This is a genomic window from Sphingobium xanthum, assembly GCF_019737615.1.
Lineage (GTDB): Bacteria > Pseudomonadota > Alphaproteobacteria > Sphingomonadales > Sphingomonadaceae > Sphingobium > Sphingobium xanthum.
The window spans coordinates 103,154-123,693 of sequence record NZ_JAHKKS010000011.1 but is presented as its reverse complement, the minus strand read 5'-3'; the positions used below and the strand labels follow the sequence as shown (position 1 = coordinate 123,693).

The following is a 20,540-nucleotide window of genomic DNA, read 5'->3' as shown; positions in this document are numbered from 1 at the left end:
CGTTCCGCCTCACACCGCCGAGCCCCTCACTCGCCGAGCCAATGCCTCAGCATATGATTGGCGACGGCCACTGATGACGGCGGCAGGAAGGCCGCATTCTCATCCTCGGCCAGCGCCGCGCGCACCTCGTCGCGGCTCACCCAGATCGCCTCCGCAATCTCCTGCTCGTCGAGCGTGAGCGCGTCGCCCAGCGCTTGCGCGACGCAGGCGATCATGAGCTGCGAGGGGAACGGCCAGGGCTGGCTGAACAGATAATCGACGCGCCCGCAGCGCACGCCGCATTCCTCCCAGACTTCGCGCCGCACGGCTTCCTCGATCGTCTCGCCCGGCTCGACGAAGCCCGCCAGCGCCGAGAAGCGCCGGGGAGGGAAGCGCGCATTGCGGGCGATCAGCACCTTGCCCTCATATTCCGCCAGCATGATGACGACGGGATCGGTGCGCGGAAAATGCTCGGCGCTGCAGGTGCCGCACTGGCGCGACCAGCCCGCCTTGACCGGATGAGTCTGCGCGCCGCAGCGGGCGCAATATTGGTGCCGGTCATGCCAGTCGACCAGGCTGCGCGCACCGCCATAGAGCGCGGCTTCGTCCAGGTTCAGCTCCGCAATGACTTGCCAGACCTTGGGCGGAAAGGTCGGCGGTTCGTCGGTCTTGACGACAATCAGCGAGACGAACAGCGGCGATCCATCCTCGCGCAGTCCCAGCAGCGCATGATCGGAGAGCATGGCGCCGGGCGGGATCGGCGCGGTCGCGAGTATCCCGTCGCGCGGCGGCACGGGGTCCAGCCCTTCGAGCAGCAGGAGGCGCGCGCGCGAATCGGCCCAGGCAAGCGCCAGCCGGTCGGGATTGACGCGGAGCTGGTCGGCCCGATCGATCTTGTTGCCCGCGAAGGTGATCGCGCGCTCCTGCAGCACGGCAGTCTCACTCATTGATCCCGTCCTCTCCTCTTGGCGCCATCGCAGCCCGCGCGACCCGTGCGAAGACCGTCGGCAACCCGGCCTCGGCAATCCGCTCGCGAGGCCACCATTGGCCTGGCCCGAGCGCCTTGGCAATCTCGAGCGGATCGCCCGGTCTATCGAGCCGCATCCGCGCAATCGACAGCTCCAGCGCGAAATGCGTGAAGACGTGGCGCACCGGCTCGTTGAGCAGCAGCCAGTCGCCGGCCAGCGGCAGGCCCGTCTCTCCGCCCGTTTCCGTCCAGTCGCTGCCCGGCACCCCCAGCATGCCACCGAGCAATCCCTTGTCGGGCCGGCGCACGAGCCAGACCGCGCCATCGGCTTCCACCCACCAGGCGACGCCGCGCCGTGTCGGCTTCGCCTTTTTGGGGGCTTTCACGGGATAGCGCTCCGCCTCCCCGGCGATACGCGCGGCGCATCGCGCCGAGAGCGGACAAGTGAGACAGGCTGGCCGCGTCGGCGTGCAGATGGTCGCGCCCAGATCCATCATCGCCTGCGCGAAGTCGCCGGCATGCGCGTCCGGCGTGATGCTGTCGGTGAGTGCGCGCAGCTCCGGCTTGGCCGCCGGCATCGGCGTCTCGACCGCGAACAGGCGGCTCACGACCCGCTCGACATTGCCGTCCACCACCACCGCACGCTGGCCGAAGGCGATCGCCGCAATGGCGGCCGCGGTATAAGCCCCGATCCCCGGCAGCGCCCGCAGTGCCGCCTCGTCCGATGGGAAGAGCCCGCCAAGCTCGCCCGCCACCTTGCGCGCACAGGCCAGCAGGTTGCGCGCCCGTGCATAATAGCCAAGCCCTGCCCAGGCGGCCATGAGATCGCCATCCTGGGCAGCGGCCAGCGCCTCGACAGTCGGCCAGCGGGCCAGAAAGCGATGATAATAGGGAATGACCGCCGCGACCGTCGTCTGCTGCAGCATGATCTCGCTCAGCCACACGCGATAGGGATCAGGGAGCGCCGCGCCCGGCGGGCTGCGCCACGGCAAGGTGCGGGCACGCACCCGATAATGCGCCAGAAGGGCATCGGCGATGCTGCGTTCTGCTGCCATTAATCCATCGACGGGCATGGTGCCCTATGGCATGGACCGGGGCATGACAGAACCCACGCAGAGCGAGAAACCGCGCGCCCGGAAAAAGGCCGCCGCAGCGCCCGCGCCCGAGCGTCCGCGCGTCGGCTCCGCGCGCGCGATCGCGGATCTGATGCCCGATATCGGCCGCGCTGCGTTCCGCAAATTCGGCTTCATCCAGTCGAGCGTCGTGACGCGCTGGGCGGAGATTGTCGGCCAGCGTTATGCCGCCCTCACCGCGCCCGAGTCGATCCGCTTCCCGGCCGGCCGCCGCGCCGGTGGCACCTTGCAATTGACCGTCGCCAGCGGCCACGCACCGATGGTCCAGCACATCATCCCGGAGATCATCGAGCGGGTGAACCGCTTCTTCGGCTATGAGGCCGTGTCGCGCATCGCCATGAAGCAGGGCCAGGTCGTGCCGAGCGAGCCGGTCCGCCGTCCGCCCCCGGCCATGCTGCGCCCGATCCCCGAGGAACTGGGTCAGGGCCTGCGTGAAGTGAGCGATCCGGAACTGCGCACGGTCCTGGAGTCGATGGCGCGTGGCCTCGGCAATCCCCAGCGCCTGCCGAAGATCAGCTAGAAAGAAAGTCGAGAGCGATGCTGCCCCGCTTATTGTCCCTTCTCGCCGTTGGCGCGCTGGTCGTTGCGCCTGCGATCGCCCAGACGCCCAAGCCGCACCCGGCCGCCGCACGACCCGCCGCCGCGACCGACTGGACGCGCACCGTCACGCTCGGCGCGAACGGGGCCTATATTCTCGGCAATCCCAATGCTCGCACCAGGCTCGTCGAATATATGAGCTACACCTGCCCGCATTGCTCCCATTTCGCGGCGGAAGGCATGGCCAGCCTCAAGAAGGACTGGATCCGGCGCGGCCTCGTCAGCCTCGAGGTCCGCAATTTCGTCCGCGATCCGTTCGATCTTACTGCCGCCCTGCTCGCGCGCTGCGGCGGCGCCACCCGCTTCATCGCCAATCACGAAGCGTTGTTCGCGAATTTCGATCCGTGGATGAACGTCGCGCAGAGCTACAATGGCGCCGAGTCGGCCGACAAGGTCGCGCAGATGGCCGATATTGCCGACAAGACCGGCCTCTTCGCCCTGCTCGCCAAGCGCGGCCTCACGCCCGCTGCACAGCGCCAGTGCCTCGCCGACAAGCAGGCCATGAGCGATGTCCTCGGCCTCACAGCAAATGCCTGGGACATCAAGGAATTCAGCGGCACGCCCTTCTTCGTCATGAACGGCAAGGCGCTCGAACATGTGCATGATTGGGCGACGCTGCGCCCCCTCCTGCCGCCATTGCCCCGCTCCGGCAACTGAGCTAGACCTGCTCGTCCGGTTCCTTTCTTGCCCCATTTGATGAGGCCATCTGTCCCATGAAATCCATCGCCTTCGCCCCCCTCGCCGCTGCGTTGATCGCTCTGGCTGCCTGCGGCCAGCAGGAAAGCGCCGGCAATAGCGGCAGCGCGAGCGCGGTTGCCGCCAAGGCGCCGCCCGCCGGCACGACCTGGGCGCAGAAAGTCTCCCTGACACCGGACGGCGGCCTGCTCATGGGCAATCCCGACGCGCCCATCAAGGTCCTGGAATTTGGTTCCTACACCTGCTCGCACTGCAAGGATTTCTCGGCGGAAAGCCATGAGCCGATCGAAGCCAAATATGTGAACACGGGCAAGGTCAGCTTCGAATATCGCAACTTCATCCGCGATCCGCTGGATATGACCGTGGCCCTGCTCGCGCGCTGTGCCGGCCCCGAGGCGTTCTTCCCGCTGCACACCCAGCTGTTCGCGAACTTCGAGACCATGATCAAGACGATCCAGGGCGCCGGCGAAGGCGCGTATCAGGCAGCAATGACGGCGGCGCCGAACGAACGCTTCGTCAAGCTGGCGGAGATGGCCGGGCTGATCGAGTTCACCAAGCAGCGGGGACTCCCCGAGGCGAAGGCGCGCCAGTGCCTGGCGGATTCGGCCAATGCCGAAGCACTTGCCAAGGGTGTCGAAAAGGCCAACGCCGACTATCAGATCACCGGCACGCCGACCCTGATCCTTAATGGCTCGGTGCTGGAAAATGTCGCGAGCTGGCCGCTGCTGGAAGAGCGCCTAAAGGGCGCTGGCGCCTGATTGGCTGACGGGGGCGCGACACTCTCAGCAGATCGGTCGGGCCACGGCCCGCGCAAGGCGCGCGGCTGACTCATGTCCATGGAGATCCGCCGCCTCAAGCTGACCGGCTTCAAGAGCTTCGTCGAGCCGACCGAGCTGCGGATCGAGCCGGGCCTGACCGGCATCGTCGGCCCCAATGGCTGCGGCAAGTCCAACCTTCTGGAAGCGATCCGCTGGGTGATGGGCGAGTCCAGCCCCAAGTCGATGCGCGGCGGCGGCATGGACGACGTGATCTTCGCCGGCACCGCGACGCGGCCCGCGCGGGACTTCGCCGAGGTTAGCCTCCTCGCGCTGCAACCGGCAGGCGCCGTCATTCCGGCCATCGAGCTGGGTGCTGACGGCGAGATGGAAGTCGTCCGTCGCATCGAGCGGGGCGCGGGCAGCGCCTATCGCGCCAACGGGCGGGACGTGCGCGCCAAGGATGTCGCCCTCGTCTTCGCCGATGCCGCCACCGGCCCGCACAGCCCGGCGCTGGTGAGCCAGGGCAAGATCGCCGCCGTCATCGCCGCGAAGCCGGCCGAGCGCCGCGCCATGCTGGAAGAGGCTGCGGGCATTGCCGGCCTGCATGTCCGCCGCAAGGATGCCGAGCAGAAGCTCAAGGCGAGTTCGATGAACCTCGCCCGGCTCGACGACATCCTCGCCGAGATGGACGTGCGCGCCGGGGCACTGCGCCGCCAGGCCCGCGCCGCCGAGCGCTACACCGATCTGAGCGAGAAGATCGTGCTCGCCGAGGGCCGTGCCTTCTTCGCCCGCCATCGCGAAGCCGCCGAAGCCGCCGATCGCGCCGCCCGCGACGCCGAGGCGGCCGAGGCTTTGGTCCGCATCGCGCAGGAAGCCCAGCTCGGCGCCGCCGCTCATGCGCAGCAAGCCGTCGAGACGCTCGCCCGCACCCGATCCGCCGCCAACAGCGCGCGCGAGGCCGCTGCCGAAGCCCGGTTCAAGCTGGAGCGCCTCACCTCCGAGCGCGACGGACTGGTGCGCCGCATCGCCGAGCTCGAAAGCCAGCTCGCCCGCATGGCCGAGGATCAGGCCCGCGAAGGCGCGCTCGCGCTCGATGCGGTCAATGCGATCGAGAAGTTGCAGGACGAAGAAGCGACGCTTTCCGCGCGCGTCAAGGACGCGAAGGCCACCCTGCCCGCGCTCGTCACAAGGCTTGCCGAGGCCGAGCGTGCCAGCCGCGATACCGAGGTGTCGCTGGCGCAGGCCATGGCCCGCCTTGCCGGCGAACAAGCCGAGCGCCGGGTCGCCGAGGCCGGCCTCGCCAGCGCGAAGCAGAAGCTCGCCCGTGCCACCGCAGAGGTCGATCGCGTCACCCAGGCGCTGGCGCAATTGCCCGACCCCGCGCCGCTCGCCGAGCGTCAGCTTGCCGGAGAGGCTGCCAAGGCCGAGGCCATCGCCGCCCGCACCACCGCCGAAGCGCGCATCGCCGCCGCCGCGATCGCGCGCGACACGCAGACCGAAGCCGTTGCCGCCCAGCAACGCGCCCTCGCCGCCGCCAAAGCCACCGCCGCCGCGCTCGACAGCGAAGCCAGGGCGCTCGCCAGCGGCCTCGAAAGCCTCGGCGACGGCTATCGCGCGATCGATCAGATCCGCGTCGAGCCCGGCTATGAGCGCGCCCTCGCCGCCGCCCTTGGCGACGATCTTCACGCCGGTATCGGCGAAAAAGGCGCAGCCCGCTGGGTCGGCGCGCAAATCATGGCGCTCGATCCTCCGCTGCCCGACGGCTGCGGGCCACTCGCGGCCTATGTGAAAGCGCCGAAAGCCCTTGCGCGCCGCCTCGCCCAGATCTGTGTCGCGCAAACCGACGGCAAGCAGGCCCTCCATGTCGGCCAGCGCCTCGTCACGCTCGACGGGCGCATGCGCCGCTGGGACGGCTTCGTCGCCGAACAGGGCGGCGCAGCGGCTGCCGAGCGCCTGATTCGCCTCAACCGCCTGGAAGCCATCGCCAAGGAGCGCCCCGGCATACTCGCCGCCGTGAGCGAAGCCGGCGACGCGCTTGCTGTCGCCGAAAACGCTCTGCGCGACGCCAATGCCGAGGAGCGCGCCGCTCGCAGCGCCGCCGGCAATGCCGAGGATGCCCTTCGCGCCGCCGAGCGCACACTGGCCGAGGTCGCGACGGTGATCGAGCGTGCTGCCGGCCGCCGCGCCGATCTGGATCGCCGGGCCGCCGAGACCGCCGCCGATCTCGCCGCCGCGCAGCAGGAGCAGACGAGCGCGCAGGCCGCCTACGACGCGCTGCCCAAAAGCGACGAGACCGCCGCCGAAGTCGATCTGTTCAAGACCGCCGCCGAGCATTGCCGCGCCGCCATCGGCCAGGTGCAGACCGAACAGGCAATGATCAATCGCGCCGTCGCGTCCGATGAAGATCGCATCAAGGCCGTGCGCGCCGAGGTTTCGGGCTGGAAGGCGCGTGCCGGCGACGCCGCCCGCCGCATATCCGAGATGAAGGGCCGCAGCGAAGCGCTGACCGACGATCTCGCCGGCCTGCGCGAGCGGCCCGACCGGCTATCGGCCGAACTCGATACCCTCGCCGTCACCGCGCGCGAAGGCGCCGAGCGTGCCGAACAGGCGCGCACGGCCGAAGCCGCCGCCGAGACCGGCCTCGCGACTACCGAAAAGTCGCTCGCCACCGCCAACGAGGCGCTCTCCGTCGCACGCGAGGCGCGCGCAGGGGCCCTCGCTCATGCCGATCATGCCGTCGCCCGCCGAAAGGATATCGGCCAGGCCTGCGGCGAGCGCTTCTCCTGCCCGCCGCCCGTGCTGCCGATAAAGCTCGGCTTCCCGGTCGAGGAGGTGCGCGCCGCGGAGGAAGAGCAGGCCCAGCACGACAAGCTGGTGCTGGATCGCGAGCGGCTCGGCCCGGTCAATCTCGTCGCCGCCACCGAGCTCGCCGAGCTGGAAGAGACGCAGGCGAAGAGCCGCGCCGAAAGCGAAGAGCTCACCACCGCGATCAATCAGTTGCGCGGCTCGATCGGCCATCTGAACCGCGAAGGCCGCCAGCGCCTCCTCGCCGCGTTCGAGGCCGTGAACGGCCATTTCCAGCGCCTCTTCACGACGCTCTTCGAAGGCGGCCAGGCGCATCTCGAACTGATCGAGAGCGATGACCCGCTCGAGGCCGGCCTCGAGATCATGGCCCAGCCGCCGGGCAAGCGCCTGACCACGCTCACCCTGCTTTCGGGCGGTGAGCAGGCGCTGACCGCCGTCGCGCTCATCTTCGGGCTCTTCCTCACGAACCCCGCGCCGATCTGCGTGCTGGACGAGGTCGATGCCCCGCTCGACGATGCCAATATCGAGCGCTTCTGCGGCCTGCTCGATCGCATGGTGCAGGACACCGCGACGCGCTATCTGATCGTCACCCACAATGCGGTCACGATGAGCCGCATGCACCGCCTGTTCGGCGTCACCATGATCGAACAGGGCGTCAGCCGCCTTGTATCGGTGGATCTGCAGGCAGCGGAGGAACTGCTGGCAGCGGAGTGACGATCTTAAAGCCGCTCCCCTGAACGAGAGAGCCGGTTGCTGATCCTCACCTGAAGCCTCCGCTTCCGGCCCAACGAAAAAAGGCAGCGCTTGCGCGCTGCCCTTCTTCGCACACCCCCGTGAGAAGCTTCAGTTGGCGGCCTTGCTGATGTCGACCTTTTCCACCCATTCCGGATAGAAGGTCGGCTCGCGTGTCGACCAGCCGGCGGCGGTCGCCGCCGCTTCACTGATCGACTGGAGCAGCGCCCGGCGGCGCTCGGGATGCAGGTGCGGCAGGCTGGCGGCGGCGCAGAAGGCGCCGGGCAGCCAAGGCCGCGCGTGGGCACCGATCAGGCGCTCGTAGAGGAACCGGTAGGCCGAGAAGCTGCTGAGCCGGTTCTGGCCAAGATCGAAGGCGGAGACGGTGACGAGCGGCGCCATGAACGGCTCGATCTGGTCGAGACCGCTATCGTCCGGCACGCGCACCTTGATTTCGTCGAGGCGGCCATAGATGCGGGTCTGCGCGCGGATGCTCGCTTCTTCGACCACGTCGCGGCCCCAGGTTTCCATGGCATCGCCGCGATGGAAGGCGACATCGAGCGAACGGCGGATATAGCGCTGCGTCGCTGAGGGAAACGATGCGAATTCGCGCAATTCCGCGAGGGTTACTGCCCCGTCCGTCGGCTTGCTCTGCTGACCCATACCCGCCTCCATAAAATCTGTGGCAGTTCGGACTATGCGCCTAAGTTGGTTACCGACTGCTTAAGCGTCCGTTGTGCCGCATTCAGCATGGAATCAGATTATCTTGTGCGCCGCAACAGGAAAATTAACTTTTCTGCGTCGAGATGAAACAGCTCGACACACAGAGCATTGAAAACCGGCGATTTTAATGGGAGCCTGGCGCACTTCAGCCTCGCGACGCTCATGACGCACCGCGCAAAGACGAGAAAAATCAAGGCGCCGGAAACGATCGCCTGCCCTCGGAGAGAATGCGTGGAAGCACCCTGTCACGCAATATCAATGCGACGAAATAGTGAATCGCCCACAATATATTGTGGAGACTCGGAACAGCGTATGGCGCGGCACTCCTTGCGGAAGCGCCGCGCCTTCCTGTTCAGGCGAAGGCGACCGCCGTGCGGCGGCGGCGCAGCGCCGTGCCCGCGATACCGAAGCCGCCGAGCATCAGCGCCCAGGTCGCGGGCTCCGGCACGGCCCCGCGCACGGGCTCGACGACCACATTGTCGAGGCCGACGCCAAGATTGCTGGAACTTGTCAGCAGGCTGCTGAACAGGCCCACCGTCATCGGGCTGCCCGTGCCGAGAAAGTCCCAGGACACACGCTCCCAGTCCGAGCCGGCCGATTTCAGGCTCAGCGTGTTGGTGAAGCTCTGCGCGAAGACGCCGTTGATGAACAGATCGACCGTCACGTCGCCGAACGGACCACTGCCGCCGACGAAGAACGCACCGATATCGAAGCTCGCCCGATAGAGCGTGCCGGCACTGGTCGCGAAGCCATTGCTGACGAGGCCGCCGCCCCGCCCGACATTGCCGGTGAGATCGACAAACTGCGCACCATCTGAGGCGACGACGCCCAGGCCGCCGAATGCCGCATTGTCGGTGGGCTGCACCTGCGTGCCCGGCGCACTGCCGGCCTGTGCGGCGACGGTCCAGCCGGTGACGAATGTGCTGTCGGGATTGAGAAAGACCATGGAGGAAATATCCGGCGCCTCGAAGCTGCCGTTCGTCAGCAGATTGGCTGCCTGCCCCTGCACCGAAACCATCGCCAACGCGCCAGCACTCACCGCGCCGAGCCAATTCTTCCGAGACATCGCTATCTTTCCCCATCGCCCGGCGACATTGCCGGCCGAGGGGACCTAGCATGCGGCCCTGACGCCGCTCCAATGACAATATCCGTTAGGTTTGGCGGGCGTCGTCACCGGCGGTCCCGCGCCGGGACTCAGCCCGCCTCGACCGGCACGATCTTCGGCATGGTCTTGAACAGCTCGCCGAACGGATCGTCGCCTTCCGGCGGCGCCGGCAGTTCGCGGACGGTCGCGCGGCGCATGTCGCGGCGCTCGTCCCAGTTGAACTGGCCGCCGCGATGGAACACCGCGAGATTGTCCCAGATCACCATGTCGCCGACTGCATAGTCGACACTGATCTGATACTTCTCCTGCGTCGCATGCGCATTGAGATAGTCGATGAGCTCGCGGCTCTCTTCCCAGCCCCAGCCGACCACGCGATAGCAATGCGCGCCGGCATAGATCATGTTGCGGCCGGAGCCCTTGTGCGGGCTGACCAGCTTGTGGACCGGGCGGTGGCGCTCCTCGATCATCTCGCGGGTGATGTCCGCGCCGCCCTGCTTGCGCGACCAAAGCAGGCTATGCTCGCATTCCAGGTCGGCGATCTTGTCCTTCACGTCCTGCGGCAGGTCGTCATAGGCCGAGCGCGCATCGCAGAACTCGGTCGGCCCGCCCGAGGCCGGCACCTCGACCGCGCGCAGCATCGAATAGCTGGTGCGCAGGTCCATGAACGAGGAGTCCGTGTGCCAGATCTGGTCGCCCTTGCGATAGGTCATCGCCGAGGGGCTGCGGTTGATCTCGCCGTCTGCGGTCAGGTTGCCGGCGTTGAACAGGAAGATGCGCGGATGCCCGTCGCGCGGTGGCAGGCTCTCGAGATGGCCGAAATTGCGCGCGAAGGCGATCTGGCCCTCATCATCCAGCCCGGTGTTGCGGTAGACGGTGACGCCCCATTTGTCCTGCTGCGCGATCAGTTCCCTGATCGTCGCGTCATCGAGCGGCTTGCTGATGTCCACGCCCGAAATCTCCGCACCGAAGCGGGGTGTAATGGGGGTGGCGGTAATCGTCATCGGTCTCACTCTCCTATCAGGATAGGTAAATTGCAATGCATAGTTGAATTTGTCAAGTGAAGATGAAGGCCGCGTTGCCATGTTCCCCTCCGTGCAACGGACGCCGGCCGTCAGCCCGCGCGCCGGCCATTGCGCCGGATCGCGCCTCTATGTAATATTTATCATGTTTAGTATATAGGCAAGCAGGCGCATGCCCGTTCCGTCACGAAACGGTCCGGACGGGCGCCATCGCGCCCGTCACGCTCAATGATATTGCGTGTGGCCCTCGGCATCGACCGGATTGCGATCATTCTCCGAGCACTGGAACTCGATCAGCAATCCGTAGCGGTCGCGGCGATAGCGCACCGTGCGCGTGAACGGCTCCTCGAGCGCCTCGGGATCCTCCATCGTCATCTCGTTGATGAGCAGATCGGGATCGTCGGGCGAGAGGCGGATGCGCTCGGTGATGCGCAGCTTGGGCGAATGGGTCATGCCGTTCTGCAGCGGCAGCATGTCGTTCACGAACAGGGTCACGGCGACCAGCGTGTCGCCTTCCCAATGGCCGACGCTGTCGCCCATATAGCTGGGGTCTGGGTCGTCCAGATGCTTGCGCCCGTCGGTCCAGATCTTGCGCGTCTGCATCCAGGCTTCCTGGTTGATGGTGACGCGCCCCGGCGTGAACAGGAATTCGAAGGGATATTGGCCGATCTGCATGATGCCCGGCATGCCCGGTGGGCTGCAATTGGAGCGGTTGCGCTTCTCCACGCCGTTATTGGCCGCGATTTCCTTGCGCCACGCCTCATAGGCTTCCTTGTACTTGCCCTTGAGCTTGGGCAGCGCCGGCGGCGGGCCGGATGGCTGCGCGCCCGGTGGCCGATCGAACAGCGCGAACCAGATGCCGCCCCAGTCGGGCAGCGCGTCCAGCGCGGCATTGTTGCCCTTGGGGAAGGGCGCACCGGTTCCTTCGGCGAGCCCCTCGGGCGGCGGCGACGTGGTCGGCGCCCCGATTTGCGCCGACACCGGCATCGCGACGAGCACGGCAAGCCCGACCATTGACGTCCACGACCAACGAATTGCCACGTCCCCTCCCTGGATTGTTCTGCCGGGATGATGACGAACGATTGTTGACGAATCAAGATAATTGTCAGGTTTCGAAGCGTGGCCCCGGCCTGGTTCGGGCAATGATTTCACGCTGCGCGCGACAATGGCTTCGCGTCAGCCTGCGGTTTCGTCCGGCACGGTCGCGCCCAGCCGCGACAGCGCGGCGGCGATCTGGTTCGGCCCATAGGGCTTGGTGACGACCGGCACATCGTGGAACCGCGTCGTGCCGAGGCCGCTGCCATAGCCGGTGACGAACAGAAACGGTGTGCCCCTCTCTGCCAGCATCTCGGCGATGCTCTCGCTGTTCTCGATGCCGAGATTATAGTCGAGCAGGGCGAAGTCCGGATTTTCCCGCCGGATGATGTCGATCGCCGCCGGCACGTTGGACGCCATCAGCACGCGCTCGGCGCCCATGCTCATCAGCGCATCTTCGGCATCGAGCGCGATGATCATCGAATCCTCGACCAGCATCGCGGTCTTGCCCGCGAGCATCCTCGTCATCTTGTCGGTCGGCGTCAGATAGCTCTCCCGTCCCTCGTCCTCCTGCGCCACGCCCGCGACATGGCGCGAGGGAATGCAGAAATGCGCCTCGACGCCTCCCAGTCTGTAATGAACCTCCGCGTCGCCGCCCAGATCGTGCGGCAGCGTCCGCTCGATCACCGTCGAGCCGAAGCCGCGCCGCTCGGGCGGCGTGACCGGCGGCCCGCCGATCTCGCGCCAGTCGATCATCAGGCTGCCGTCTTCGTCCTGATGCCAGCCGATCACCACCCGGCCATTGTCCGACAAGGCGCCATATTTGAGCGCATTGGTCATCAACTCGTGCATGACGAGCGCGAGACAGGTGAAAGCCGGCGGGTGAAGCAGCACGTTCGGCCCCTCCATCGACAGGTTCGCCCGCTTGGCGCCGAGGAAGGCACCGGCCTCGACATCGATCAGGTCGCGCAGCTTCGCCGGTCCCCAGCGGTCGCGCGTCACCTGGTCGTGTGCCAGCGCCAGCGCCTGCACGCGGGTCTCCAGATTGCCGACGAAGCTCTCGATCGTCTGCGCGCCATCGCGCGTCTGCGAGATAAGGCCGCGGATCAGCGAGAGAATATTGCGCACCCGGTGGTTCAGCTCGGCGATCAGCAATTCCTGCCGCTCATGCGCTTTCTGGCGTTCCAGGCCCGCTTCGTCGGAGAGGCGGATCAGCACTTCCAGCATCGCCACGCGCAGCGCTTCGGCCACGCGCCGCTCGGATCGCGTGAACGGCGTGCTGCGGCCCTTCACGAGCTGCGACCAGATCTCGAAGCTCTTGCGCGGTGTCAGGCGGGCGCCATGCGGGCCGAGCTCGACTGCCTTCTCCGGATTGCCTGCCCAGCGCACCGCGCGCATCTGCTCACTGCGAAACAGCACCACATAGTCGCGCGGCCGGCGCGAAAGCGGAATGGCGATCATGCCCGCCGCCACATCGGCGAACTCGCCCGCCTCGGACACCAGGCTGGAAATCGAGTCCGTCGCAAACACCTGGCTCGCCGCGCCCCGATTCAGCGCCGAGACGATCGCGCGAAACTGGTCCGGCGCCGGGGTCAGCCCGTGGAAATGCGTGACGCCGCTTAGATAGACCGCCACGCCGTCAGCCGGGATCGTGTCGAAGATGATCTCGCCGATCCACTGCGCATTCTGCAGCAGGTCATTGTCGCGCGCGATCGTCGCCATCAGCCGGTCGGTCGTCGCGCGAGCACGGCCTTCATATTCCGCCGTCTCGCTGCGTTCGCGGCTCTCCAGCATCAGCGAGAACATCTGGCCGAACAGTTCGGACGCGGTGCGCGTCGCGAGGCTGGTCAGCCGCGGCGAATAATGATGGCATGCGAACAGGCCCCAGAGCTTCCCATCGACGATGATCGAGATGGAGAGCGAGGCCGAGACGCCCATGTTGCGCAGATATTCGATATGGATCGGCGAGACCGCGCGCAGCACGGAGAGCGACTGGTCGAGCGGCAGGCCCTTGGGATCGAGCTGCGGCACCAGCGGCACCGGGTTCGCGTTCACGTCCGCGATGATGCGGAAGATGTTGCGCACATAGAGCTGGCGCGCCTGTGCCGGAATGTCGGAGGCGGGATAATGCAGGCCCAGGAAGCTGTCGACGCCGGGCGTCAGTGCTTCCGCCACCACTTCGCCCGAGCCTTCATTGTCGAAGCGATAGACCATCACCCGGTCGAAGCCGGTGATCGCCTTCACCTGCCGCGCGCTCTCGCGGATGAAGGCGGCGAGCGTGTCGGCCTGGCCGAGCCGCGAGACAAGGGTGCGCACCAACCCTGCCGCCTCGATCGCGTCCTCGGTCGCATATTCGCACTCGATGATGATGGTCTCGGCGGAGAAATGCACGGCGACGTCGAACGGCGGCCGCCCTTCCATCAGCGTTTGCGCGAACAGCCTCTCGACCGCATCGGGTCCGCGCAGCATGACCAGGCGGTTGCGAATATTGTGCAGCGCCTGCGGCAGGAAAAGATCGGCAAGCGGCTCTCCCAGCAAATCGGCGGGCGTCTTTCCGGTGAACGTCTCGACATTGGCCGAGACGCGCGAGATCAGCCAGTCGCTGCCCACGGTCACCAGGAAACCGAATGGCTGGATGTTGCCGAGGATGTGGATCGGCTCGCGGTCGCAATTGTTGAGATCGACTTTGAAGTCGAGATCTTCCGGTGTCATCGGGCCGTCATAAGCTGCGCCGCATGGGCATAAAGCCCGAATGTGCGCTCGGCGCTCGCAAAGGCCTCAGCCTCCCAGCGTTCGCCGCCCTGCTCGGCCTTCTCTTCCATCGCCCGCAGCAGCGATTGCCAGCCGCCCGGGCCATGCCTGGCGGAAAGATAGGCGCGCGGCAGACCCTCGCCGATCGAGCGCGACAGCATGAGGCCGCCCAGCCGCGATCCCTCGATCACATAGGCCGCGCCCCAGCGCGCCGCCGGATCGCGCGGCCAGCTCAGCGGCTCGAACGGCGGGAAAGTCAGGCCGAGCGCCGCCAGATCCTCATACAGCGCAACCTTCCGCCCGCTCCAGCCGGGGATCAGCCGCCCGACGTCCGCCCAGTCCTCGACCGGCACCAGCGCCATGGCATGCGCCGTGAGGAACTTGCCGTACGAGGCAGCGTCGGCAAGATCGAACTGGCCGAACAGCGCATCGACCTTGTCATGACAGGCGCGCGTCGCCGCGCGAAGTCGAGCATGAAAGCCCTTGCGCCCGGTCGTTTCGCGGCCATCGGGTGTCAGAGCAGGAGCAACGAATGTCATGATGCGGCCCGTGCCGCAGAGGTCCGGAGGCTGAAGAAACCGTCAATCGACCCACAGGACGCTTTCGCCCTCGCATGCATTGCCATGACCATCCATTCACCCCCAGCCAGACGATAACGCGCGCTGCGGGAACTGGTTCCTGCCGCCCGCACCGCACGACCGACACCGGCCGCACCATGCTGCTGACACCATGCTGTCAGCATCTCCGGCCCCGAATTCGCTTCCCTCTACCGAATCGCACGCGCCGCTCCTATCTTCCCCTCTGGCACATCCTCCAGAACGAAGATAGAACACGCGGCATGAGTCTCAGTACCCTTTCCGTGCGCGGCGCGCGCGAGCATAACCTCAAGGGGATCGACGTCGATCTGCCGCGGGACAAGCTGATCGTCATCACCGGCCTGTCCGGCTCGGGCAAGTCGAGCCTCGCCTTCGACACCATCTATGCCGAGGGGCAGCGGCGCTATGTGGAGTCGCTCTCCGCTTATGCGCGCCAGTTTCTGGAGATGATGCAGAAGCCGGATGTCGAGCATATCGACGGCCTCTCGCCTGCCATCTCGATCGAGCAGAAGACGACCAGCCGCAACCCGCGCTCGACCGTCGCGACCGTCACCGAGATCTACGATTATATGCGCCTGCTCTGGGCGCGCGTCGGCATCCCCTATTCCCCCGCGACCGGCGAGCCGATCGCCGCGCAGACCGTCAGCCAGATGGTCGACCGCACGCTGGCCCTGCCCGAGGGCACGCGGCTCTATCTGCTCGCTCCGGTCGTGCGTGGCCGCAAGGGCGAGTATCGCAAGGAGCTCGCCGAGTGGCAGAAGGCCGGCTTCACGCGCGTGCGCATCGACGGCGAGTTCTACCCGATCGAGGAAGCCCCCGCGCTCGACAAGAAGTACAAGCATGACATCGAGGTGGTGGTCGACCGCATCGTGGTGCGTGCGGACATGCAGCAGCGCCTTGCCGAGAGCTTCGAGCAGGCGCTCAAGCTCGCCGAGGGCCTCGCTTATGTCGATCTCGCCGAGGGCACTGTCCCCGGCCGCGAAGATGAAGCCGCATCCGGCGGCGCGATGAAGAATGCCGGCATCCCCGCCAATCGCATCATCTTCTCGGAGAAATTCGCCTGCCCGGTCAGCGGCTTCACCATCCCCGAGATCGAGCCGCGCCTCTTCTCGTTCAACGCGCCCCAGGGCGCCTGCCCGGCCTGCGACGGCCTCGGCGAGAAGCTGGAGTTCGACGAGCAGCTGGTCGTCCCCAATGAGGCGCTCAGCCTCAAGAAGGGCGCGATCGTCCCCTGGGCCAAGTCCAATCCGCCCTCGCCTTATTACATGCAGGTGCTCGCCTCCCTCGCCAGGGAGTTCGGCTTCAGCCTCGAGACGCCGTGGAACGAGCTGCCCGGCGAGGTGCGCCTCATCATCCTGCACGGCACCGGCGGCAAGCCCGTCACGCTCACCTTCCAGGACGGCCGCAAGACCTACAGCGTCAACAAGGCGTTCGAGGGCGTCATCGGCAATCTCAATCGCCGCATGCTGCAGACCGACAGCGCCTGGATGCGCGAGGAGCTCAGCAAGTTCCAGACTGCCCAGCCCTGCGAGACCTGCCACGGCGCCCGCCTCAAGCCGGAGGCGCTGGCGGTCAAGGTCGCCATGGCGGACATCTCCACGCCCACCCGCATGTCGGTGGTGGATTGCCTCGCCTTCTTCACCGCGCTGCCGGATAAGCTGACCGACCAGCAGAACCTGATCGCCAAGGCCATCCTCAAGGAGATCGTCGAGCGGCTCGGCTTCCTCAACAATGTCGGCCTCGATTATCTCAATCTCGATCGCACCAGCGGCACCCTCTCGGGCGGCGAGTCCCAGCGCATCCGCCTCGCCAGCCAGATCGGCTCGGGCCTCTCCGGCGTGCTCTATGTGCTGGACGAGCCGAGCATCGGCCTCCACCAGCGCGACAACGACATGCTGCTCGTCACGCTGAAAAGGCTCCGCGATCTCGGCAACACCGTCATCGTCGTCGAGCATGACGAGGACGCGATCCGCGCCGCCGATCATATCGTGGACATGGGGCCGGGCGCCGGCGTCCATGGCGGCGAGATCGTCGCGCAGGGCAATCTCGACGATATCCTCGCCTCGCACGGCTCGCTCACCGCCGATTATCTGAACGGCACCCGCGAGATCGAGATCCGCGCCAAGCGCCGCAAGGGATCGGGCAAGAAGCTCACCGTCCACAATGCCCGCGCGAACAATCTGAAGGGCGTCACCGCGTCCATCCCGCTCGGCACCTTCACCTGCATCACCGGCGTCTCCGGCTCGGGCAAGTCGTCCTTCACGATCGACACGCTCTATGCCGCCTCCGCGCGCACCCTGAACGGCGCCCGCGTCATCGCCGGCGCGCATGACAAGGTCGAGGGGCTGCAGCATCTCGACAAGGTGATCGACATCGATCAGTCGCCGATCGGCCGCACGCCCCGCTCCAACCCCGCGACCTATACCGGCGCCTTCACCAACATCCGCGACTGGTTCGCCGGCCTGCCCGAGTCCGAGGCCCGCGGCTACAAGCCCGGCCGCTTCAGCTTCAATGTGAAGGGCGGCCGCTGCGAGGTCTGCTCGGGCGACGGCCTCATCAAGATCGAGATGCACTTCCTGCCGGACGTCTACGTCACCTGCGAGGAGTGCCACGGCAAGCGCTACAATCGCGAAACCCTCGAAGTGAAGTTCAAGGGCCACAGCATCGCGGACGTGCTGGACATGACCGTCGAGGACGCGGTCGAGTTCTTCAAGGCCGTGCCGCCCATCCGCGAGAAGATGGCCATGCTCGCCGAAGTGGGCCTGGGCTATGTCAAGGTCGGCCAGCAGGCGACGACGCTCTCCGGCGGCGAGGCCCAGCGCGTCAAGCTCGCCAAGGAACTCTCACGCCGCGCCACCGGCAACACGCTCTACATTCTCGACGAGCCCACCACCGGCCTCCATTTCGAGGATGTCCGCAAACTGCTCGAAGTGCTCCACGCGCTGGTCGAGCAGGGCAACAGCGTCGTGGTGATCGAGCATAATCTCGACGTCATCAAGACCGCGGACTGGATCATCGACCTCGGCCCCGAAGGCGGCGTCAAGGGCGGCGAGATCGTCGCGGTGGGAACGCCGGAAGAGGTGGTAAAGGAGAAGCGGAGCTACACCGGGCACTATCTGGCGCCGTTGCTGGCGAAGGGTAAGGCGGACAAGGTGGCGGCGGAGTGAACGCTGGAATCTGAAGGTCTAGACAACAAGTTTTCTAAATTTTCCTATGCGATTTTTGCGACTACTGGCATGTTTTCCGAGACCGTCGATGACATTGCATGTGCGGCTGATCTAGGTGGATATTTAATTCCACCATAGATCAGCGAACGAGTTCGGCGAACCTTTCAGTTATGCACAAGGTTTACTGGATGCGAGCGGCGGCGCATGACGGAACCAGCAGCAACGAGCCCTATAACCATAGTCAACCAACTTTCTGGCTCCGGAACAGGGCTGCCGACACTTGGCATTTCTACTCCACTAATGCGCACACCGAACTGTATCACGGAGGATGGCGTCCACGCCCAGCCACTATATATCGACTTGACAGCATAGGATTCTAGGGGGGCTGGAATTACGTCATTCAAGTAATTCATGCCGTCACTTGAAAACGCAATCCAATAGGTACCGGCGCTTAAATTCAAATTAATTCCATCGACACCTTGCCAAAATCCGGCAGGCTTGATCGGATCGTGGGGCAATGTTTCAAAGTTAAAACTGGATATTATTGTCGAATCGTCAAATATATTTCGATATATAGACACACTTGCATTACTACGAGTGCCGCCCATAAATGTTTCTAAGGAAGTTATTTTAGAATTATTATCTAAAACAAAACGTGCTGCAAGACTTTGCCACGTATTGAGACTCCAACCTTGGGGAGCGGGGCTTCCTGGTCCGGTATCTATCAAATAAGCCGCTTGGACCGGCATCGCGAACATGACCGATGAGGCCGCCAAGATACAACTTGTCCACTTCCAAAATTTCATAGAACCCCCGATGATCGCTAACCGCGTTTCTATTTCGCGGCAGGCGCTCGCAGCAAGAGACAATATTGCTGCGTCTCAAACTGAGACAGGGGCATGATCGAGCGGCGAGAACACAGCCACGAGAAATGATCGATGTATTAGGTCCGCGGCCCACCACTTTGCACGCATTGTTGCACTACCAGCCTAATCGAAAGCTGCGACCACAACATTGGTGTAGGCCCATCTCCACAAAAGGGGCAAAATCCCGATCGCTATGAATGCAGCGCGACCCTATCCATGATGCATCGCGTCGATCACTGTATTGATCGTTTTCCGCACCGTGATTCCTCGCGCCCGTGAGGCCCATCTCGACCGCCTCGCGCTTGGTCTGCGCGCCGCTGGCTTTTATGGCTTCGCTCATCAGAGCGTCATCGATCACGATATTGGTAGTGGCACCGATTGCCTTGCTCCGCCCGCCTCCTGCTCGCCCTTCACCCCGACGCCGATCTCGATTATCTTGAACGGCGCATCCGCGAAGAAAGCTTGGGCGACTATGGCGTCGAAGACCTCAAAAGCTGAGCCGTACCAGCCGGTCATCGACATGGCCGAACTCGGCGCGCGCATCGCCCTCCGCCGCGCCGAACTCGGCATCACCGACGCCGACATCCCACGCAATACCGAGAGCAAGGAGGCATTGCTCAAGGCTATCAAAGACGCCGGCGGGGACTGGTGAAGAGGCCGCGAAAAAGCGCTGTCCTACGTCCCGAAAAGCTTGGCATCTGGTGAGTCCCCCAAGCGCTACCGGAGGACGCCATGACGAACCGCACCACCCTTTCCGCCTCAAGCCATGTCGCCCCTGCACGCCCGCCCCGGAGAACGGAACGGCCGTCGCAAAACATGCGCGATAGTGTGACCCTGGTGTGACCTTCATGCAAACTTCGGTGTGAACTTCCGCGATGGCCGTTCAGGCGTGTACATCGGTGTAAACATCGCGATCATCCCCCGCTCCGGCGCGGATCGGAAGGCCGCCCTTCCCCTGCAACAATCCCGCCCCATATCGGGCATCCCTCAAGCGAACAGGAGTGTCCCCACATGACCACGCGCACTGCATCCGCCAAATATGAAGGCATGGGCAAGGACGGCAAAGGCCGCATCACCACCCAGTCCGGCGTGCTGTCCGAGCAGGGCTATGGCTTCGGCACCCGCTTCGGCGATGAGCCGGGCACCAATCCGGAAGAGCTGATCGCCGCCGCGCATGCCGCCTGTTTCACCATGGCGCTCTCTTTCGCGCTGGAGCGCGCGGGCTTCAAGGACGGCACGCTGGAGACCAAGGCCGCGGTCAAGCTGGAGCAGTCGGACGGCGGCTTCACGATCACCCGCTCGGACCTGACCCTGGAGGCCACTGTCCCCGGCATCAGCCCGGACCAGTTCGCCGAGATCGCCGCGGGCGCCAAGGCCAATTGCCCGGTCTCGAAGCTGCTCAATGCCGAGATCAGCCTGGAACACAAGCTGCACTGAAAAGGTCCTCCCCGAGCTTGCTCGGGGAGGGGGACCGCGCCGCCTGCGGCGTGGTGGAGGGGAATTCGGCGTCGCGCCATTGCCCCTCCACCGCTTCGCGGTCCCCCTCCCCAAGACGAGCTTGGGGAGGAACAAGCGGTCGCCCCGCACGTTTGGGAACAAGCAGGACAGGAA

General features: G+C 65.6%; 17 protein-coding genes. 7 read left to right on the top strand and 10 right to left on the bottom strand.

All coding sequences use genetic code 11. The features are described 5' to 3' along the window. Positions 1 to 26 precede the first annotated feature (26 nt). Complete coding sequence (gene nudC, locus KM135_RS16750) at positions 27 to 926, bottom strand: NAD(+) diphosphatase (protein ID WP_221715178.1); 900 nt, start codon at positions 924 to 926, stop codon at positions 27 to 29. Beyond that, positions 919 to 2,019 carry an A/G-specific adenine glycosylase gene (mutY, locus tag KM135_RS16745; protein ID WP_221715177.1) on the bottom strand — a complete coding sequence of 367 codons (1,101 nt, stop codon included), beginning with the start codon at positions 2,017 to 2,019 and terminating at the stop codon, positions 919 to 921. Before mutY ends, nudC begins: the two co-directional genes overlap by 8 nt. 25 nt (positions 2,020 to 2,044) lie before the next feature. On the opposite strand from mutY, the gene KM135_RS16740 reads away from it, so the two are divergent. The 4 genes from KM135_RS16740 (at position 2,045) to KM135_RS16725 (ending at position 7,649) form a co-directional block, all read left to right on the top strand. Then, positions 2,045 to 2,599, top strand: coding sequence for a DUF721 domain-containing protein (locus KM135_RS16740; RefSeq protein ID WP_246606245.1), 555 nt, complete (start codon positions 2,045 to 2,047; stop codon positions 2,597 to 2,599). A 32-nt stretch (positions 2,600 to 2,631) separates the two neighbouring features. Then, complete coding sequence (locus KM135_RS16735) at positions 2,632 to 3,333, top strand: DsbA family protein (protein ID WP_221715176.1); 702 nt, start codon at positions 2,632 to 2,634, stop codon at positions 3,331 to 3,333. 56 nt (positions 3,334 to 3,389) lie between these two features. Further along, positions 3,390 to 4,130 (top strand): DsbA family protein, encoded by a 741-nt coding sequence (locus KM135_RS16730; protein ID WP_221715175.1) that lies wholly within the window; start codon positions 3,390 to 3,392, stop codon positions 4,128 to 4,130. A gap of 78 nt (positions 4,131 to 4,208) precedes the next feature. Further along, positions 4,209 to 7,649, top strand: coding sequence for a chromosome segregation SMC family protein (locus KM135_RS16725; protein WP_221715207.1), 3,441 nt, complete (start codon positions 4,209 to 4,211; stop codon positions 7,647 to 7,649). A 129-nt stretch (positions 7,650 to 7,778) separates the two neighbouring features. Here the strand turns inward: KM135_RS16725 and KM135_RS16720 are convergent, their stop codons facing one another. The 6 genes from KM135_RS16720 to KM135_RS16695 all read right to left on the bottom strand — a co-directional run bounded on the left by KM135_RS16720 (position 7,779) and on the right by KM135_RS16695 (position 14,839). Beyond that, positions 7,779 to 8,330, bottom strand: coding sequence for a hypothetical protein (locus tag KM135_RS16720; protein WP_221715174.1), 552 nt, complete (start codon positions 8,328 to 8,330; stop codon positions 7,779 to 7,781). A 412-nt stretch (positions 8,331 to 8,742) separates the two neighbouring features. Further along, complete coding sequence (locus KM135_RS16715) at positions 8,743 to 9,456, bottom strand: PEPxxWA-CTERM sorting domain-containing protein (protein ID WP_246606243.1); 714 nt, start codon at positions 9,454 to 9,456, stop codon at positions 8,743 to 8,745. Between the two features lie 128 nt (positions 9,457 to 9,584). Beyond that, entirely contained in the window at positions 9,585 to 10,496 is a 912-nt protein-coding gene (locus tag KM135_RS16710) for a TauD/TfdA dioxygenase family protein (protein WP_221715173.1), read from the bottom strand. 243 nt (positions 10,497 to 10,739) lie between these two features. Then, positions 10,740 to 11,555, bottom strand: a complete 816-nt coding sequence (locus KM135_RS16705) for a hypothetical protein (RefSeq protein WP_221715172.1) — start codon at positions 11,553 to 11,555, stop codon at positions 10,740 to 10,742. A 135-nt stretch (positions 11,556 to 11,690) separates the two neighbouring features. Next, positions 11,691 to 14,261: an HWE histidine kinase domain-containing protein gene (locus KM135_RS16700; RefSeq protein ID WP_221715171.1), complete on the bottom strand. Its 2,571-nt coding sequence runs from the start codon at positions 14,259 to 14,261 to the stop codon at positions 11,691 to 11,693. Further along, positions 14,258 to 14,839, bottom strand: a complete 582-nt coding sequence (locus tag KM135_RS16695; protein ID WP_246606241.1) for a biliverdin-producing heme oxygenase — start codon at positions 14,837 to 14,839, stop codon at positions 14,258 to 14,260. The genes KM135_RS16700 and KM135_RS16695 overlap by 4 nt, the downstream gene beginning before the upstream one ends. Before the next feature lie 299 nt (positions 14,840 to 15,138). Here KM135_RS16695 and uvrA point away from each other — a divergent pair, with 299 nt between their 5' ends. Then, positions 15,139 to 18,063, top strand: coding sequence for an excinuclease ABC subunit UvrA (gene uvrA, locus KM135_RS16690; protein WP_221715170.1), 2,925 nt, complete (start codon positions 15,139 to 15,141; stop codon positions 18,061 to 18,063). Between the two features lie 164 nt (positions 18,064 to 18,227). Here the strand turns inward: uvrA and KM135_RS16685 are convergent, their stop codons facing one another. Further along, on the bottom strand, positions 18,228 to 18,821 hold the full coding sequence (locus tag KM135_RS16685; protein ID WP_221715169.1) for a PEP-CTERM sorting domain-containing protein: 594 nt from the start codon (positions 18,819 to 18,821) through the stop codon (positions 18,228 to 18,230). Positions 18,822 to 19,044: 223 nt separating this feature from the next. Beyond that, positions 19,045 to 19,269: a hypothetical protein gene (locus KM135_RS16680; protein ID WP_221715168.1), complete on the bottom strand. Its 225-nt coding sequence runs from the start codon at positions 19,267 to 19,269 to the stop codon at positions 19,045 to 19,047. Between KM135_RS16680 and KM135_RS19860 the strand changes: the two genes are divergently transcribed. Together KM135_RS19860 and KM135_RS16670 are read left to right on the top strand one after the other, a co-directional pair. Continuing rightward, positions 19,171 to 19,581, top strand: coding sequence for a hypothetical protein (locus KM135_RS19860; RefSeq protein ID WP_246606263.1), 411 nt, complete (start codon positions 19,171 to 19,173; stop codon positions 19,579 to 19,581). The two genes, KM135_RS16680 and KM135_RS19860, sit on opposite strands and share 99 nt — an antisense overlap. Positions 19,582 to 19,940: 359 nt before the next feature. Continuing rightward, on the top strand, positions 19,941 to 20,366 hold the full coding sequence (locus tag KM135_RS16670; RefSeq protein WP_221715166.1) for an OsmC family protein: 426 nt from the start codon (positions 19,941 to 19,943) through the stop codon (positions 20,364 to 20,366). Positions 20,367 to 20,540: the final 174 nt, after the last annotated feature.

Coding starts and splice junctions, on each gene's coding strand:
- nudC (WP_221715178.1), bottom strand. CDS start 926: ATGAGTGAGACTGCCGTGCTGCAGGAGCGCGCGATCACCTTCGCGGGC.
- mutY (WP_221715177.1), bottom strand. CDS start 2,019: ATGCCCGTCGATGGATTAATGGCAGCAGAACGCAGCATCGCCGATGCC.
- KM135_RS16740 (WP_246606245.1), top strand. CDS start 2,045: ATGACAGAACCCACGCAGAGCGAGAAACCGCGCGCCCGGAAAAAGGCC.
- KM135_RS16730 (WP_221715175.1), top strand. CDS start 3,390: ATGAAATCCATCGCCTTCGCCCCCCTCGCCGCTGCGTTGATCGCTCTG.
- KM135_RS16725 (WP_221715207.1), top strand. CDS start 4,209: ATGGAGATCCGCCGCCTCAAGCTGACCGGCTTCAAGAGCTTCGTCGAG.
- KM135_RS16720 (WP_221715174.1), bottom strand. CDS start 8,330: ATGGGTCAGCAGAGCAAGCCGACGGACGGGGCAGTAACCCTCGCGGAA.
- KM135_RS16715 (WP_246606243.1), bottom strand. CDS start 9,456: ATGTCTCGGAAGAATTGGCTCGGCGCGGTGAGTGCTGGCGCGTTGGCG.
- KM135_RS16710 (WP_221715173.1), bottom strand. CDS start 10,496: ATGACGATTACCGCCACCCCCATTACACCCCGCTTCGGTGCGGAGATT.
- KM135_RS16700 (WP_221715171.1), bottom strand. CDS start 14,261: ATGACACCGGAAGATCTCGACTTCAAAGTCGATCTCAACAATTGCGAC.
- KM135_RS16695 (WP_246606241.1), bottom strand. CDS start 14,839: ATGACATTCGTTGCTCCTGCTCTGACACCCGATGGCCGCGAAACGACC.
- uvrA (WP_221715170.1), top strand. CDS start 15,139: ATGAGTCTCAGTACCCTTTCCGTGCGCGGCGCGCGCGAGCATAACCTC.
- KM135_RS16685 (WP_221715169.1), bottom strand. CDS start 18,821: ATGTTCGCGATGCCGGTCCAAGCGGCTTATTTGATAGATACCGGACCA.
- KM135_RS16680 (WP_221715168.1), bottom strand. CDS start 19,269: ATGAGCGAAGCCATAAAAGCCAGCGGCGCGCAGACCAAGCGCGAGGCG.
- KM135_RS16670 (WP_221715166.1), top strand. CDS start 19,941: ATGACCACGCGCACTGCATCCGCCAAATATGAAGGCATGGGCAAGGAC.